General features: G+C 72.1%; 13 protein-coding genes. 9 read left to right on the forward strand and 4 right to left on the reverse strand.

Features of this window, described 5'->3' with window-relative positions; all coding sequences use genetic code 11:
- Window positions 1-3 precede the first annotated feature (3 nt).
- The 5 genes from ADK65_RS03730 (at window position 4) to ADK65_RS03750 (ending at window position 5,628) form a co-directional block, all read left to right on the forward strand.
- Complete coding sequence (locus ADK65_RS03730; protein ID WP_199825564.1) at window positions 4-375, forward strand: barstar family protein; 372 nt, start codon at window positions 4-6, stop codon at window positions 373-375.
- A gap of 108 nt (window positions 376-483) precedes the next feature.
- Window positions 484-1,926 carry a GuaB1 family IMP dehydrogenase-related protein gene (locus ADK65_RS03735; protein WP_053668397.1) on the forward strand — a complete coding sequence of 481 codons (1,443 nt, stop codon included), beginning with the start codon at window positions 484-486 and terminating at the stop codon, window positions 1,924-1,926.
- Between the two features lie 435 nt (window positions 1,927-2,361).
- The gene (locus ADK65_RS03740) at window positions 2,362-3,831 is read left to right on the forward strand and encodes an amino acid permease (protein ID WP_053668335.1); all 1,470 of its coding nucleotides are present in this window, start codon (window positions 2,362-2,364) and stop codon (window positions 3,829-3,831) included.
- 10 nt (window positions 3,832-3,841) lie between these two features.
- On the forward strand, window positions 3,842-4,294 hold the full coding sequence (locus ADK65_RS03745) for an Lrp/AsnC family transcriptional regulator (protein ID WP_053668336.1): 453 nt from the start codon (window positions 3,842-3,844) through the stop codon (window positions 4,292-4,294).
- Between the two features lie 137 nt (window positions 4,295-4,431).
- Window positions 4,432-5,628, forward strand: coding sequence for an MFS transporter (locus ADK65_RS03750; protein WP_053668337.1), 1,197 nt, complete (start codon window positions 4,432-4,434; stop codon window positions 5,626-5,628).
- Here the strand turns inward: ADK65_RS03750 and ADK65_RS03755 are convergent.
- Window positions 5,597-6,136: a hypothetical protein gene (locus ADK65_RS03755; protein ID WP_053668338.1), complete on the reverse strand. Its 540-nt coding sequence runs from the start codon at window positions 6,134-6,136 to the stop codon at window positions 5,597-5,599. The two genes, ADK65_RS03750 and ADK65_RS03755, sit on opposite strands and share 32 nt — an antisense overlap.
- A 309-nt stretch (window positions 6,137-6,445) precedes the next feature.
- Between ADK65_RS03755 and ADK65_RS03760 the strand changes: the two genes are divergently transcribed.
- Together ADK65_RS03760 and ADK65_RS03765 are read left to right on the forward strand one after the other, a co-directional pair.
- The gene (locus tag ADK65_RS03760; RefSeq protein ID WP_053668339.1) at window positions 6,446-7,234 is read left to right on the forward strand and encodes a carbon-nitrogen hydrolase family protein; all 789 of its coding nucleotides are present in this window, start codon (window positions 6,446-6,448) and stop codon (window positions 7,232-7,234) included.
- 47 nt (window positions 7,235-7,281) lie between these two features.
- Window positions 7,282-8,979, forward strand: a complete 1,698-nt coding sequence (locus ADK65_RS03765) for a flavin monoamine oxidase family protein (RefSeq protein ID WP_053668340.1) — start codon at window positions 7,282-7,284, stop codon at window positions 8,977-8,979.
- A gap of 4 nt (window positions 8,980-8,983) precedes the next feature.
- Here the strand turns inward: ADK65_RS03765 and ADK65_RS03770 are convergent, their stop codons facing one another.
- Complete coding sequence (locus tag ADK65_RS03770; protein ID WP_053668341.1) at window positions 8,984-9,694, reverse strand: DUF5995 family protein; 711 nt, start codon at window positions 9,692-9,694, stop codon at window positions 8,984-8,986.
- Between the two features lie 175 nt (window positions 9,695-9,869).
- On the opposite strand from ADK65_RS03770, the gene ADK65_RS03775 reads away from it, so the two are divergent.
- The gene (locus ADK65_RS03775) at window positions 9,870-11,012 is read left to right on the forward strand and encodes a glycoside hydrolase family 6 protein (protein WP_053668398.1); all 1,143 of its coding nucleotides are present in this window, start codon (window positions 9,870-9,872) and stop codon (window positions 11,010-11,012) included.
- Here ADK65_RS03775 and ADK65_RS03780 read toward each other — a convergent pair.
- Both ADK65_RS03780 and ADK65_RS03785 read right to left on the reverse strand, forming a co-directional pair.
- A complete protein-coding gene (locus ADK65_RS03780; protein ID WP_053668342.1) occupies window positions 10,976-12,370 on the reverse strand; it encodes a uracil-xanthine permease family protein in 1,395 nt (464 codons plus the stop codon). The genes ADK65_RS03775 and ADK65_RS03780 overlap by 37 nt on opposite strands.
- A gap of 102 nt (window positions 12,371-12,472) precedes the next feature.
- Window positions 12,473-13,678 (reverse strand): MFS transporter, encoded by a 1,206-nt coding sequence (locus ADK65_RS03785; RefSeq protein ID WP_053668343.1) that lies wholly within the window; start codon window positions 13,676-13,678, stop codon window positions 12,473-12,475.
- Window positions 13,679-13,814: 136 nt separating this feature from the next.
- Here ADK65_RS03785 and ADK65_RS03790 point away from each other — a divergent pair, with 136 nt between their 5' ends.
- Complete coding sequence (locus ADK65_RS03790) at window positions 13,815-15,059, forward strand: ROK family transcriptional regulator (protein ID WP_053668344.1); 1,245 nt, start codon at window positions 13,815-13,817, stop codon at window positions 15,057-15,059.
- Window positions 15,060-15,070: the final 11 nt, after the last annotated feature.

Consider the following 15,070-nt stretch of genomic DNA (forward strand, 5'->3'; position numbering starts at 1 on the left):
CGGGTGGCCGGACAGGCGCACGAGGTGCACGACCCGGCGGGCCGGATCGTGCTCGTCCTGGATCTGGGCGGGGTCACGGACAAGGCGGGCCTCATGGACCGCTGCGCCCGTGACCTGGCCCTGCCCGACTGGTTCGCGCGCGACTGGGACGCCCTCGCGGACTGCCTGTCCGACCCCGCCCTCTGGCCCGAGGGGGCCGGGGAGCGGGGGCTCCTCGTCGTCGTGCAGGGCTGGCGGGCGTATGCCGAGACGCGGCCCGAGGAGTGGCAGGTCGCCGAGGAGATCTTCGCCGAGGCGACCGACAGGGGCCCGGGGCTGTTCGTGACCCTCGGCCTTGGAGAATCCTCCGAGAGGCCCCCTGACCAGCCTGGATGATCCGCTGGGGGTCGACCGGGTGTCCGGCATGGGAGAATGAAGTACGTGCTCTTTCCCCCTGGCCGGCCGGTCCGGGGGTCACCTCTGATCGACTGGGATGTGCAGCACGTGCGTTTCCTCAATGACATCCAGCCCGGGTACGACCTGACGTACGACGACGTCTTCATGGTGCCGAGCCGCTCCTCGGTGGGCTCGCGGCAGGCCGTCGACCTCAGCTCCCCGGACGGCACGGGCACCACCATCCCGCTCGTCGTCGCCAACATGACCGCCATCGCCGGCCGCCGCATGGCCGAGACCGTGGCACGCCGCGGCGGCCTGGTGGTGATACCCCAGGACATCCCGATCGACGTGGTCACCGACGTCGTCACCTGGGTGAAGAGCCGGCACCTGGTGCTGGACACCCCGATCATCCTGTCGCCGCACCAGACGGTCGCCGACGCGCTGGCCCTGCTGCCCAAGCGCGCACACAACGCCGGTGTCGTCGTCGACGGCGACCACAAGCCGGTCGGCGTGGTCACCGACGCCGACCTGTCCGGCGTGGACCGCTTCACACAGCTCGCCGAGGTCATGTCCCGGGACCTGCTGCTCATCGAGGCGGACATGGACCCGGGCGAGGCCTTCGGCACCCTCGACCACGCCAACCGCCGCTACGCCCCCGCGGTCCACCAGGACGGCACGCTCGCCGGCATCCTGACCCGCAAGGGCGCCCTGCGCGCCACCCTCTACACGCCGGCCACCGACGCCCGGGGGCGCTTGCGCATCGCCGCCGCCGTCGGTATCAACGGCGATGTCGCCGGCAAGGCCCAGCAGCTGCTGGACGCGGGCGTCGACGCCCTCGTCATCGACACGGCGCACGGCCACCAGGAGTCGATGATCAGCGCCCTGAAGCTGGTGCGCGACCTCGACCCGCAGGTGCCGGTCGTCGCGGGCAACGTGGTCGCCGCAGCCGGCGTGCGCGACCTGATCGAGGCCGGCGCGGACATCGTCAAGGTCGGTGTCGGCCCCGGTGCCATGTGCACCACGCGCATGATGACCGGCGTCGGACGGCCGCAGTTCTCCGCCGTCCTGGAGTGCGCCGCCGAGGCGAGGAAGTACGGCAAGCACGTGTGGGCCGACGGCGGTGTCCGCCACCCCCGTGACGTGGCGATGGCCCTCGCGGCCGGTGCGTCCAACGTGATGGTCGGCTCCTGGTTCGCCGGCACCTACGAGTCCCCGGGCGACCTCCAGCACGACGCCCAGGGCCGGGCCTACAAGGAGTCCTTCGGCATGGCGTCCGCCCGGGCCGTGCGCAACCGCACCTCGGAGGAGTCGGCGTACGACCGCGCCCGCAAGGCGCTGTTCGAGGAGGGCATCTCCACCTCCCGGATGTTCCTCGACCCGGCCCGCCCGGGCGTCGAGGACCTGATCGACTCGATCATCGCGGGCGTCCGCTCGTCCTGCACCTACGCCGGCGCCGGCTCCCTGGAGGAGTTCGCCGAGAAGGCCATCGTCGGCGTCCAGAGCGCCGCCGGCTACGCGGAGGGCAAGCCCCTGCACGCCAGCTGGAGCTGACGCCCCGGCGCGCCTTCGTACGGCCCCCGTCGACCCGCCCCGCGGGTAGCGGGGGCCGTTCGGCGTACGCGGGCGGCGCATGGAGATCGCCGAGTGCAGAACCAGGGCATCGAGGCACCGGAGCCACCGTCGGATCCACCTGACCGCCCGCGGCGTTCGACGGGAGCGGGCCGATCGCTGTGTTCCTCGTGAAAGCCCTCCGACGGCTCCTGATGCAACACTCGACAGCCGCCCCGCAACGAACACCCGCCCATTCCCCGGTAACGCAATGATCTTGCACATATGCGCAAGGTTGCTGCATTTCACCAGCAACGCCGATGCTCGTAGGCTGTCGCCTCGTACGTGGCGTGGCGGGGACTCCGCTCGGTGGGTCCCTGCTCAAAGGGTGCCCGCGGTCCCCGCCGCCCTGACCGGCAGCGACAAGGAGCCAAGCGCGTGCTCGACCAAGGCGCACCCCCGCAGAACCCAGGCCCTACGGCGGCCTCCGCACCCCCCGGCCTCGGCGCCCGCCTCATGCGCCGCAAGCCGGTGGAACGCCTGGTCGCGGAGGGTGGCCAGGGCGAGGGTGGGTCACTGCGCCGCACCCTCGGGCTGTGGCAGCTGACCATGATCAGCATCGGCGCCACGCTCGGCACCGGCATCTTCGTCGTCCTCGGCGAGGCCGTCCCGAAGGCGGGCCCCGCCGTCACCCTCTCCTTCGTGATCGCCGGTCTCACGGCCCTGTTCTCGGCCCTGTCCTACGCCGAGCTGGCCGGCACCATCCCGGTCTCCGGCTCCTCGTACTCGTATGCGTACGCAACGATGGGCGAGCTGATCGCCTGGATATGCGGCTGGTGCCTGGTCCTGGAGTACGGCGTGTCGGTGGCCGCCGTCGCCGTCGGCTGGGGCGAGTACCTCAACGAACTGCTCGACGGCACCATCGGCGTCACCATCCCGGCCGCCCTGTCCGCCCCGCCCGGCGACGGCGGCGTGTTCAACCTGCCGGCGCTGATCGTCGTGCTGCTCGCGATGGCGTTCCTGCTGGGCGGCGCCCGCGAGTCCGCCCGCGCCAACACCGTCATGGTCGTCGTGAAGATCGCCGCGCTGGTGATGTTCTGCGCGATCGGCGTCCAGGGCTTCCGCTCCGGCAACTACGACAACTTCATGCCCCTCGGCATGGCGGGCGTCAGCGCCGCCGGTGCCACGCTGTTCTTCTCCTACATCGGCTTCGACGCCGCCTCCACCGCCGGTGAGGAGGCCAAGAACGCCCAGCGCGACCTGCCCCGCGCGATCATGCTGTCGCTGGTCATCGTCACCGCGCTGTACGTCCTCGTCGCGGCCGTCGCCGTCGGCGCCAAGCCCTGGAAGGGCTTCACCGACTCCGAGGCCGCCCTCGCCCAGATCATGCGCGAGGTCACCGGGCAGACCTTCTGGGGCACGCTGCTGGCGTTCTGCGCCGTCATCGCCATCGCGAGCGTGGTACTGACCGTGCTGTACGGCCAGACCCGCATCCTGTTCGCGATGTCCCGCGACGGTCTGGTGCCGAAGGTGTTCGCCCGGGTCCACCCGAAGACCGGCACCCCGCGCGCCAACACCCTGATGGTGTCGCTGTTCTGCGGTGTCCTGGCCGCCGCGATCCCGCTCGGACAGCTCGCCGACGCCACCAGCATCGGCACGCTGTTCGCCTTCGCGCTCGTCAACGTGGCCGTCGTCGTGCTGCGCCGGACCAAGCCGGACATGCCGCGCACCTTCCGGGTGCCGCTCTCGCCGGTCCTGCCCGCGTTGGGCTTCGCCTTCTGCGTGTGGATGATGGGCAGCCTGTCGACCATCACGTGGGTGGTCTTCGGTGTCTGGATGGCCGCCGGTCTCGTGTTCTACTTCGGGTACGGCTACCGCCGTTCCCGACTCGCACCATCCGAGAAGTGATCAACCCACTGTGCTGAACGATCTCGACGAACGCATCGTGCACGCCCTCGCCGAGGACGCCCGCCGCTCCTACGCCGACATCGGCCAACTCGTCGGCCTGTCCGCGCCCGCCGTGAAGCGGCGCGTGGACCGGCTGCGGGCCACCGGAGCCATCACCGGCTTCACCGTCCGCGTGGACCCGGGCGCCCTGGGCTGGGAGACCGAGGGGTTCGTCGAGATCTACTGCCGGGGCAACACGTCCCCGGAGACCATCCAGCGGGGTCTGGAGCGGTACCAGGAGGTCGTGGCCGCGTCCACCGTCACCGGGGACGCGGACGCGATCGCCCAGGTTTTCGCCTCCGACATGCGCCACTTCGAACGGGTCCTGGAACGGATCGCCGGCGAGCCGTTCGTCGAACGGACCAAGTCCGTGCTCGTGCTCTCGCCGCTGCTGCGGCGCTTCTCGTCGGGTTCGCCCACGTAACTCCGTGGCCCGCCGCACGCGGCGCCTCTAGCCTGGGTGTCATGACCCGGCGACATTGATCCACCAGCCGTGCCTCCCGAGGACCGCCTCGGCCGCCGTACCTCCGGCGTCCGATCCGTCCTTTCCGGGAAGGCCCCATGACACTCTCACCCGCACGCGTGCACGCCACCGGTGTCCGCCGCCTGACGCGCACGCTGTACGGCTACGCGTTCCTCGACGACTTCGTCCTGCTCTACCCGGTGTACGCGCTGCTCTTCGCCGACACCGGCATGTCGCTGTGGCAGATCTCCTCCCTGTTCGCCCTGTGGTCGATCACCGCGGTGGTGCTGGAAGTGCCCTCGGGCGCCTGGGCCGACTCCGTGTCGCGTCGGAGGCTGCTGTGGATCGGCCCGCTGCTCACCGCCGCCGGTTTCGCCCTGTGGGTGGCCGTCCCCTCGTACGCGGCCTTCGCCGCCGGCTTCGTCCTGTGGGGCGCGGGCGGAGCGCTCGGCTCCGGCGCGCTGGAAGCGCTCGTCTACGACGAGTCGGAGCGGCTCGGTGCCGCCGGCCGGTACGCGCGGGTCATGGGCCGGGCCCGGGCCGCGCGGCTGGTCGGCACGGTGGCCTCCATCGGCCTGGCGGGGCCCGTCCTCGCCCGGGGCGGTTACCCGGCCGTCGGTGCCGTGAGCGTCCTGGCCTGTGTGCTGGCCGCGGTCACCGCGACCCGGTTCCCGGAGCACCGGGTGCGGCCGGAGAGCGCCGACGACGGCTGGGCGACGACCGTCCGGGCCGGGTTCGCCGAGGTCCGAGGGGACCGTGCGGTGCGCGGCGCCGTGCTGCTGGTCCCGGCCGTGGCTGCCGTCTGGGGCGCACTCGACGAGTACACACCGCTGCTGATCCGGCAGATCGGCTTCGCCGAGGCGACGGTGCCCTACCTGATGATGCTGATCTGGGCGGGCGTCACCGTCGGCGGTCTCCTCACCGGCCCGGCCGAGCGCCTGGGCACGGCCGGGCTCGCGGTGCTGCTCGCGGGCGCCGCTTTCGCCCTCGCGGTGGGAGCCCTGGCCCGGTCCCTGACCGGAGTCGTCCTCCTGGGCCTCGCCTTCGCCGGGTTCCAGCTGGCCGAGGTACTGGCCGACGTCCGGCTGCAGCACCGCATCGACGACTCCCGCCGGGCCACGCTCACCTCTGTGGCGAGCCTGGGCACCGAGCTGGCCACGGTCGCCGCGTTCGGCGTGTACGCGCTGCTCGGCACCGGCATGGCGCACAGCACGGTCTTCGCGGTGTTCGCGGTTCCCTACCTGGTGACGGCCGTGGCCCTGGCTAGAGTTCGGGCTGCCACGGCACGACCGTGAAGTCGCCCGTCCCCTTCCCGACCTTCTCGAAGGGAGCGGAGGCCACGCACGGGGGCGGCTCGTTCCCCTCGCCGGGGCTGCCCGACATCATCCAGCTGTAGCCCAGCCGGTCGTGGCTGCCGAGGTCGTGGACGGAGACTCCGACCCGCCTGCCCTCGGCGCCCGCCAGGTCGGAGTCGGTGATGACGCCGGAGACGACGGCCACCTTGCCACCGGTCGCCAGGCAGTCGACCTTCACCTTCGCCCAGGCGCCCTTGCCGTCCCGGTGGTGACTGAACTCGAAGGTACCGGTGGCCTGCGACGGGTCTGCGGTGTCTCTCGCCGCCAGATGCGCGTCGAACGAGAACGTCATGTCGTCACCGCCCGAGCGGTACAGCTTGGCGGTGCCGGTGAGGGCCGCGGCCTCCCGGGACGGCCGGGTCGCGTCCGACGCGGTCGCGGCCGAGGCCGCCCCGGTCGTGAGGAGCAGTGCGGTGCCGAGCACGACGATCTTCGTACGGCGCTTCATTGTGTTCCCTTTCGCAGGCCGTGTGGACAGCTCTCACTCTTCCGGCCCGAGGTGCCGGGAACATCGCGCTCGGGGTGGGACCGCGCCTCCACCGTACGGCGGGGGAGGCCGCGCACGGCTGCGCTCCGGGGAGGAGCGCGGGTCCGACCCCAGTCGCACAACGAATCGCCGCCTGGCCCTCCACGCACGCAACGAACCGTTCACCGGCGCGCAACGGCTCCGGCTTGTCCGCCCTGGTCAGCCGCCCGTACCGTCTACATGGCCCCACAAAAGGCCCCCAACCACCCTTCCGCCCGGTGAGGACCACGCATGCGCACCGCCCTGCTCCAGAGCTCCGGCCGACCCGGCTCCACCGTCGAGAACCTCAAGGTCCTCGACGAGGCCGCCGGCCGGGCCGCCGCCGCGGGCGCCGGGCTGCTGGTCACGTCCGAGCTGTTCCTGACGGGGTACGCGATCGGCGACGACATCGGCCGGCTCGCCGAGCCCGCCGACGGCGACTGCGCCGACACCGTCGCCGAGATCGCGACGAGCCACGGCCTGGCGATCGCCTACGGCTACCCTGAGCGGGACGGCGAGGCCGTGTTCAACTCCGTCCAGCTGATCTCCGCCGACGGCTCCCGTCTCGCCAACCACCGCAAGACGCACCTCTTCGGCTGCTTCGAGCGAGACCACTTCACCCCCGGGGACCTGCCGGTAGCCCAGGCCGAGCTCGACGGCCTCCGGGTCGGCCTCCTGATCTGCTACGACGTGGAGTTCCCCGAGAACGTCCGCGCCCACGCCCTGGCCGGCACGGATCTCCTCGTCGTCCCCACCGCGCAGATGCACCCGTTCCAGTTCGTCGCCGAGTCGATGATCCCGGTGCGCGCCTTCGAGAACCAGATGTACGTCGCGTACGTCAACCGGGTCGGCCGGGAGGGCGAGTTCGAGTTCGTGGGGCTGTCCACGCTCGCCGGGCCCGACGGGGTCGCCCGGACCCGGGCCGGACTCGGGGAGGAACTCGTGCTCGCCGACGTCGACCCGGCCTTCCTGGCCGCCTCGCGCGAGAACAACCCGTATCTGCGGGACCGGCGGCCCGGCCTGTACAACTCGCTCGTCTGACACCCCCTCAACCGCCCGAACGTCTCTGTGCAAGGAGTCCGTACCCCATGACGTCCACCGTGCCCAACGCCGTCGAGCACGCTGACGCGCAGCAGCCGCCGATCACCATGTTCGGCCCGGACTTCCCGTACGCCTACGACGACTTCCTCGCGCACCCGGCGGGCCTTGGGCAGATACCCGCGACCGAGCACGGCACGGAGGTCGCGGTCATCGGCGGCGGCCTGTCCGGCATCGTCGCCGCGTACGAGCTGATGAAGATGGGCCTCAAGCCGGTCGTGTACGAGGCCGACCAGATCGGCGGCCGGCTGCGCACGGTGGGCTTCGACGGGTGCGACGACTCCCTCACCGCCGAGATGGGCGCGATGCGCTTCCCGCCGTCCTCCACGGCGCTGCAGCACTACATCGACCTGGTCGGCCTGCAGACCCGGCCGTTCCCCAACCCCCTCTCCGAGGCGACCCCGTCGACCGTCGTCGACCTCAAGGGCGAGTCGCACTACGCCGAGACGATCGAGGACCTGCCCCAGGTCTACCGGGACGTCGCCGAGGCCTGGGGCCGGTGCCTGGAGGAGGGCGCCGACTTCTCCGACATGAACCGGGCCCTGCGCGAGCGGGACGTGCCGCGCATCCGCGAGATCTGGTCCAAGCTCGTCGAGAAGCTCGACAACCAGACCTTCTACGGCTTCCTCTGCGACTCCGAGGCGTTCAAGTCGTTCCGCCACCGCGAGATCTTCGGCCAGGTCGGCTTCGGCACGGGTGGCTGGGACACCGACTTCCCGAACTCCATCCTGGAGATCCTGCGCGTCGTCTACACCGAGGCCGACGACCACCACCGCGGTATCGTCGGCGGCTCCCAGCAGCTGCCGCTGCGCCTGTGGGAGCGCGAGCCGCAGAAGATCGTCCACTGGCCGCTCGGGACCTCGCTCGCGACCCTGCACGAGGGCGGCGAGCCCCGCCCGGCGGTGACCCGGCTGCACCGCACCGCCGGCAACCGCATCACGGTGACCGACGCGCACGGCGACATCCGCACCTTCCAGGCGGCGATCTTCACCGCCCAGTCCTGGATGCTGCTGTCCAAGATCGCCTGCGACGACTCGCTCTTCCCGATCGACCACTGGACGGCGATCGAGCGGACCCACTACATGGAGTCCTCGAAGCTGTTCGTGCCCGTCGACCGGCCCTTCTGGCTGGACAAGGACGAGGAGACCGGCCGGGACGTCATGTCGATGACGCTCACCGACCGTATGACGCGCGGCACCTACCTGCTCGACGACGGCCCGGACAAGCCCGCGGTCATCTGCCTTTCCTACACCTGGTGCGACGACAGCCTGAAGTGGCTGCCGCTGTCCGCGAACGAGCGGATGGAGGTCATGCTGAAGTCGCTCGGCGAGATCTATCCCAAGGTCGACATCAGGAAGCACATCATCGGCAACCCGGTGACGGTCTCCTGGGAGAACGAGCCCTACTTCATGGGCGCGTTCAAGGCCAACCTGCCCGGCCACTATCGCTACCAGCGGCGCCTGTTCACGCACTTCATGCAGGACCGGCTGCCCGAGGACAAGCGCGGCATCTTCCTCGCCGGCGACGACATCTCCTGGACGGCCGGCTGGGCCGAGGGCGCGATCCAGACCGCCCTCAACGCGGTCTGGGGCGTCATGCACCACCTGGGCGGCACGACCGACCCCACCAACCCGGGCCCCGGCGACGTCTACGACGAGATCGCGCCCGTCGAGCTGCCGGAGGACTAGGCAACTAGCGACACCGGGGCTCGGTGAGGGGCGTGAGCAGCATGCGCCCCGCGAAGCCCACCGCCGTGTCCAGGCGTTCCGTGAACTCGTCGGCCACATCGGGGAGTTCACGCAGGACCCACAGAGCCCGGGCCGCCGTCCACGCGGCGTCCCGGGCGCGCTCCAGGCTCCAGGAGCCGAGCAGGTGGGTCAGCGGGTCGGCGATCCGGAACAGGTCGGGCCCCGGCATCAGGTCGTCGCGGATGCGCTCCTCCAGCGAGAGGAGGAGATCGCCCACCATGTCGAACTCGTCCTCCAGATCGACGGGTGCGCAGCCGAGCGTACGGCAGGTGTCCACGACGGCCAGCGCGAGATCGTGCCCGATGTGGGCGTTGATGCCCGCCAGCGCGAACTGCAACGGCCGTACCCCGGGATGGCGGCGGAACTGGAACAGCGGCCGCCAGCAGGCGGGCGGGCGCCGCTCGTCCGCCGCCGACTCGACGGCCGTCAGGTACCGCTGCGCGAACCGTACGTCCAGCGTGATCGCGGCGTGGGCATCCTTGAACCGGCCCGCGTCGACGTGCCGGTCCACCGCCTCCGTCACGGCGAGGTAGACGCGGTTGAAGACCGCCACCCCGTCCCGCGGGTGCAGGGCCGCGTCGAGGGCGCGCATGCGGGAGATCACGGCGTCGACCGGAGTGTCCAGGGCTGGGGGGAGATGTTCGCATCGCGGCATGCGGGCAGAGTCGCAGCTCTAGGCTGGCGGAAGTACCGGCGGGCCCGGCGCTTCCCCGAAACGGGGGAACACCGCCCGCCGCCGGGGGAGGAGGTGCAGCACCGTGACAGGCTCGCGTGCCCGGCGCCTGGCCGCCCGCAGGGCCGGGCGCAGCCGCGCCGCCCGGCGCGGCGCGATGGTCGTGGCGGCCTCCGTCGTGGTCGCGGCCGGCGCCATCGCGGGCGTCCTCCCCGCGTCCGGCGACGGACGGGCCACGGACGAGGCCGTGCCCGCCGAGGTGTCGCCCTCGCCCCGCCTGGCGCCCCTGCCGGCCGTGCCGTCGCCGTCCGCGCCGGCCACCACCGAATACTCCTCCTCGCCGATGCCGTCCGCGCGCCCTTCTCGGAGTCCCTCGCCGCCGAGGACCGGGACGAAACGGGAGCACACCGCCACCGTGCCCGGACGGCTCTACCGCCACCCCGACTCCCAGGTGCTGGAGTGGGTCCGCTCCCACTCCGGCGATCCGCGGCACGCGGTCATCGCGTCCCGCATCGCGGCACAGCCGGCGGCCGTCTGGTTCGCCGACTACTCCCCGCGGACCGTCACCGCCCGGGTCGCCGCGGTGACGTCTGGCGCCGCCGCGCAGGGCCGGGTCCCGGTCGTGGTGCCGTACGCGATCCCCGGCCGGGACTGCGGCGGCCACTCCCAGGGCGGGGCGCCCGGCCTGGACGCCTACGACGCCTGGATCGAACGGTTCGCGGCGGGGCTGGGCTCCGGTGAGGTCATCGTGGTGCTGGAGCCGGACTCGGTCGCCCAGACCGAGTGCCTCTCCGCGGCGGAACGCGCCGACCGCTTCGCCTCACTGGCCCGGGCCGGCCGCGTGCTCAAGGCCGCCAACACCCGGGCCCGGGTGTACTTCGACGCGGGGCACTCGGGCTGGAACGCGCCCGCCCGGCAGGCGGCCTGGCTGCGTCAGGCCGGTGCCGCCTCGCCCGAGTCGTCCGACGGCATCTTCAGCAACGTCTCCAACTTCCACACCACCGCCGACGAGATCGCCTACGACCGGCGGGTCCTCGACGCGCTCGGCGGCCCGGCGAACCTGGGCGCGGTCATCGACACCAGCCGCAACGGCAACGGCGCCCCGCCCGACGGTGAGTGGTGTGACCCGTCCGGCCGGGCACTGGGGCGGGCCCCGAGCCTCGGCACCGGCGCATCGCGCATCGACGCCTACCTGTGGGTGAAGCTGCCGGGGGAGTCGGACGGCTGCAAGGGCAGGCCGGGGACGTTCACGGCCTCGTACGCCTACGACTTGGCGTCGTCCGACGCGGGGTCGCCGTAGGAGGAGGTGCCCTCGTCCAGCAGCGGCGCCTGCGTCTTCAGATGGGCCGGGGCGAAGGCCCGCAGGGCGTGGTAGCCGGTGATGACGACCACCGTGCCGAGCGCGATGCCGCTCAGCGAGAACGTGTCGGAGAACTTCAGGGAGACGTTGCCGACGCCGATGATGATGCCCGCCGCGGCCGGGACCAGGTTCAGCGGATTGCGCAGATCCACCTTGGCGTTGATCCAGATCTGCGCGCCCAGCAGGCCGATCATGCCGTACAGGATGACGGTGATGCCGCCGAGCACCCCGCCCGGGATCGCCGCCACGACCGCGCCGAACTTCGGGCAGACGCCGAACAGCAGGGCGAAGCCGGCGGCCGCCCAGTACGCGGCCGTCGAGTAGACGCGGGTCGCGGCCATCACGCCGATGTTCTCGGAGTACGTGGTGTTGGGCGGGCCGCCGACCGCGGTGGACAGCATCGACCCGACGCCGTCGGCCGCGATCGCCGTGCCGAGCTTGTCGTCCAGCGAGTCACCGGTCATCTCACCGACCGCCTTCACATGCCCGGCGTTCTCCGCGACCAGCGCGATGACGACCGGCAGGGCGACCAGGATCGCCGACCACTCGAAGGACGGGGCGTGCAGCGTGGGCAGCCCGATCCAGTCGGCCTTGTCCACGCCGGACAGGTCCAGACGCCAGTGGTCGGTCGTCCTGCCGCTCGCGTCCACCGAGTGGATCTTGCCGAAGACCAGGTCGGACACCCAGGAGATGCCGTACCCGAAGACCAGCCCGAGGAAGATCGCGATCCGGGACCAGAAACCCCGCAGACAGACCACCGCCAGGCCGGTGAACAGCATCACCAGCAGCGCCGTCCACTGGTCCTGGGGCCAGTACGTCGAGGCCGTCACCGGCGCCAGGTTGAAGCCGATCAGCATCACCACCGCGCCGGTCACGATCGGCGGCATCGCGGCGTGGATGATCCGCGCCCCGAACCGCCGCACGGCGAGCCCCACCAGGAACAGCGCGCCCCCGACGACGAACACCGCTCCCGTGACGGTCGCGCTGCTGCCGCCCTGCGCCCGGATGACCGCCGCAACGCCGACGAAGGAGAGCGAGCAGCCCAGGTAGCTGGGCACGCTGCCGCGGGTGGCCAGCAGGAACACGACGGTCGCGACGCCCGACATCATGATCGCGAGGTTCGGGTCCAGGCCCATCAGAACCGGTGCCACGAAGGACGCACCGAACATCGCCACGACGTGCTGGGCGCCGAGTCCGGCCGTGCGCGGCCACGAGAGCCGCTCGTCGGGGCGGACCACCGCGCCGGGCGCCGGGGTGCGTCCGTCGCCGTGCAGTTTCCAGCGGACGCCGAGATCCATGGTGCGGTTTCGCTTTCGTCGTGCGTGCGAGTGTCCGGACCATTGTCGGGGTGCGCCGGAGAGGATCGTGACGGGGGCCGACCAGGACGGTCGTGTGTCCGCTCAGGGCCGGGGGCCGGGAACCACCGCGTCCGTCCGGCCGATCCTCGTCCGCTCGCCGGGCCGCAGCACTCCCGCGAACGCCACCAGGCCGCACGACAGCGCCGTCACCAGGCAGAACGACACCATCAGGCTCGTCGCCTGCGCCAGCATCCCGATCGCGCTGGGCGCGATCAGCCCCGAGGTGTACGTGATGGTCGCGACGCCCGCGATGGCCATGCTCGGGTTGGAACCGCTGCGGCCGGCGGCGGCGAAGCACAGCGGCACGACGACGGCGATGCCCAGTCCCATCAGCGCGAACCCGCTCATCGCCACCGCGGGATGGCCGGCGAGCACGATCAGCAGTCCGCCCAGGACGGCGAACACCCCGCTCGCCCGCACCGTCCGCACGGCACCGAAGCGGTCCACGATCTTGTCTCCGGCGAGCCGGGCGACGGCCATGGTCAGCGTGAAGCCCGTGGTGCACGCCGCCGCCAGACCGGCCGACGTCTCCAGCTGCTCCCGCAGATAGACGGCCGACCAGTCCAGGCTCGCTCCCTCGGCGAACACCGCGCAGAACCCGATCAAGCCGATGAGCAGCGCCGAGCGGGGCGGCAGCGCGAACCGCGGTGGCGGCTCCTCGTCCTCGGCGGGCTGCAGGTCGAGCACCCACTGGCAGGACAGCACACCGATGACGGTGAGGACCGCGGCGGCGAGGGCGTGGTGCAGCCGGGCATCCGAGCCGAGGTGCGCGGCGAGCGTGCCGGCCGCCGAGCCGATCAGGGCGCCCACGCTCCACATGCCGTGCAGTCCGGACATGATCGACCGCCCCAGGCGGTTCTCCACCTCGACGCCCAGCGCGTTCATCGCCACGTCCGTCATGCCGGCCGTCGCGCCGTACGTGAACAGGGCCAGACAGAGCGCCGGCAGGTTCGGAGCCAGAGACGGCAGGACCAGCGACAGCGTCCACAGGGCGACCAGTCCGCGCAGCGCGCTCCGGGCGCCGAAACGGTGCATGACGCCGCCGGCGAGCGGCATCGCCACGGACGCGCCGAGCGCGGGAAAGGCGAGCGCCAGCCCCAACTGGCCCGCGCTGACGCCGGCGTGGTCCTGGATCCACGGCACGCGGGTCGCGAACGAGCCGGTCACGGCGCCGTGCACGGCGAAGACGGCGGCCACGGCGTACCGGGACCGCCTCACCTCGCGTTGTTCGTCGACCACGTTGCCCATTCTGCGGTCCCCCTCCGGGTCTGTGCCGTGTGCCGTGACCGGTGCGCGCGTAAACTATCAGGAACCCTGCCTGATAATAAGAGTGTTTTTCGCTGGCCATGGCCGACGGCCCCCGTCGATCTGGGAGGATCCGCGCATGCCCGCATCCCCGAGCACCGCCCGGGCCATCAACGACCGGCTGGCCCTGCGCCTGCTCCAGCAGGAAGGCCCCCTGACGGCAGGGCGGTTGAAGCAGCTGACCGGTCTGTCCCGGCCGACCGTCGCCGACCTCGTCGAGCGCCTCAGCGCCGCCGGACTGATCGCGGTGGTCGGCGAGGCGGGGGAGCAGCGGCGCGGCCCCAACGCGAAGGTCTACGGCATCGTCGCCGACCGGGCGTACCTGGCCGCCCTCGACGTCCGCACCGAGGGTGTCGCCGTGGCCGTCGCCGACCTGGTGGGGCGGGTGCTGGCCGAGGCGTCGGTGCCCATCGGCGGCGACACCGGCACGGGCCCCGCCGTGGAACAGGCGGTCACACTGGTCGAGCAGGCGGCGAAGGAGGCCGGTGCCGACCGGTTGCACACCGTGGGGATCGGTGCGCCCGGCCTGATCGACCCCTCCAGCGGCGAACTCCGCGATTCCACCGGCCTGCCGGAGTGGCACCGCCGGCTCGTCGCCACCCTTCAGGAGCGGCTGCCCGAGGCCCGCGTCAGCGTCGAGAACGAGACCAACCTCGCGGCGCTGGCCGAGCAGCGCGACGGGGCGGCCCGGGACCGGGACACCTTCGTCCTGCTGTGGCTCGGCCACGCCCCGGGAGCGGCGGTGGTCCTCGACGGCGCCCTCCGCCGCGGCGCCTCCGGCGGCACCGGCGAGATCGGCTTCCTCCCGGTCCCGGGCACGGCCGCGCTGCCGACGTCGACGGACTGTGAGGGCGGCTTCCACTCGCTGGCCTCGTCGGCGGCGGTCGTCGATCTCGCGGCGGAGTTCGGGATACCGGCGGCGGTGTCCGAGGCGGGAGTGGTGCGGGCGGCCGTGGGTGTGGTGCGGGCGGCGGTGGACGAGGATCCCGGAGCCGAGGCGTCACTGCCCACGGCCTCTGCCGCCGCCCGCTTTCTGGACGCCCTCGCCGATCGTCTCGCCGTCGGAGTCGCATCCGTCGTGGCGATCCTGGACCCCGGGTGCGTCGTGCTCGGCGGCGAGGTCGGTCAGGCCGGTGGCGAGGAGCTCGCCTCACGGGTCCGTGACCGCATCGCCCGGATGACGCCCCTGCCCACGGAGGTACGGGCGACGACCCTGGGCGGCGGCGCGGTTCTGCGCGGCGCACTGCTGACGGCCCGGGACCGCGCCCAGGAGGAACTGTTCACCCCCGGAGAGCCCCGGCCCCAGGCCCCTCCGGGCTGGTAGGCCGTCAGGCC

It is taken from the genome of Streptomyces sp. NRRL B-1140, from assembly GCF_001280065.1.
In the GTDB taxonomy this organism is placed as follows: domain Bacteria; phylum Actinomycetota; class Actinomycetes; order Streptomycetales; family Streptomycetaceae; genus Streptomyces.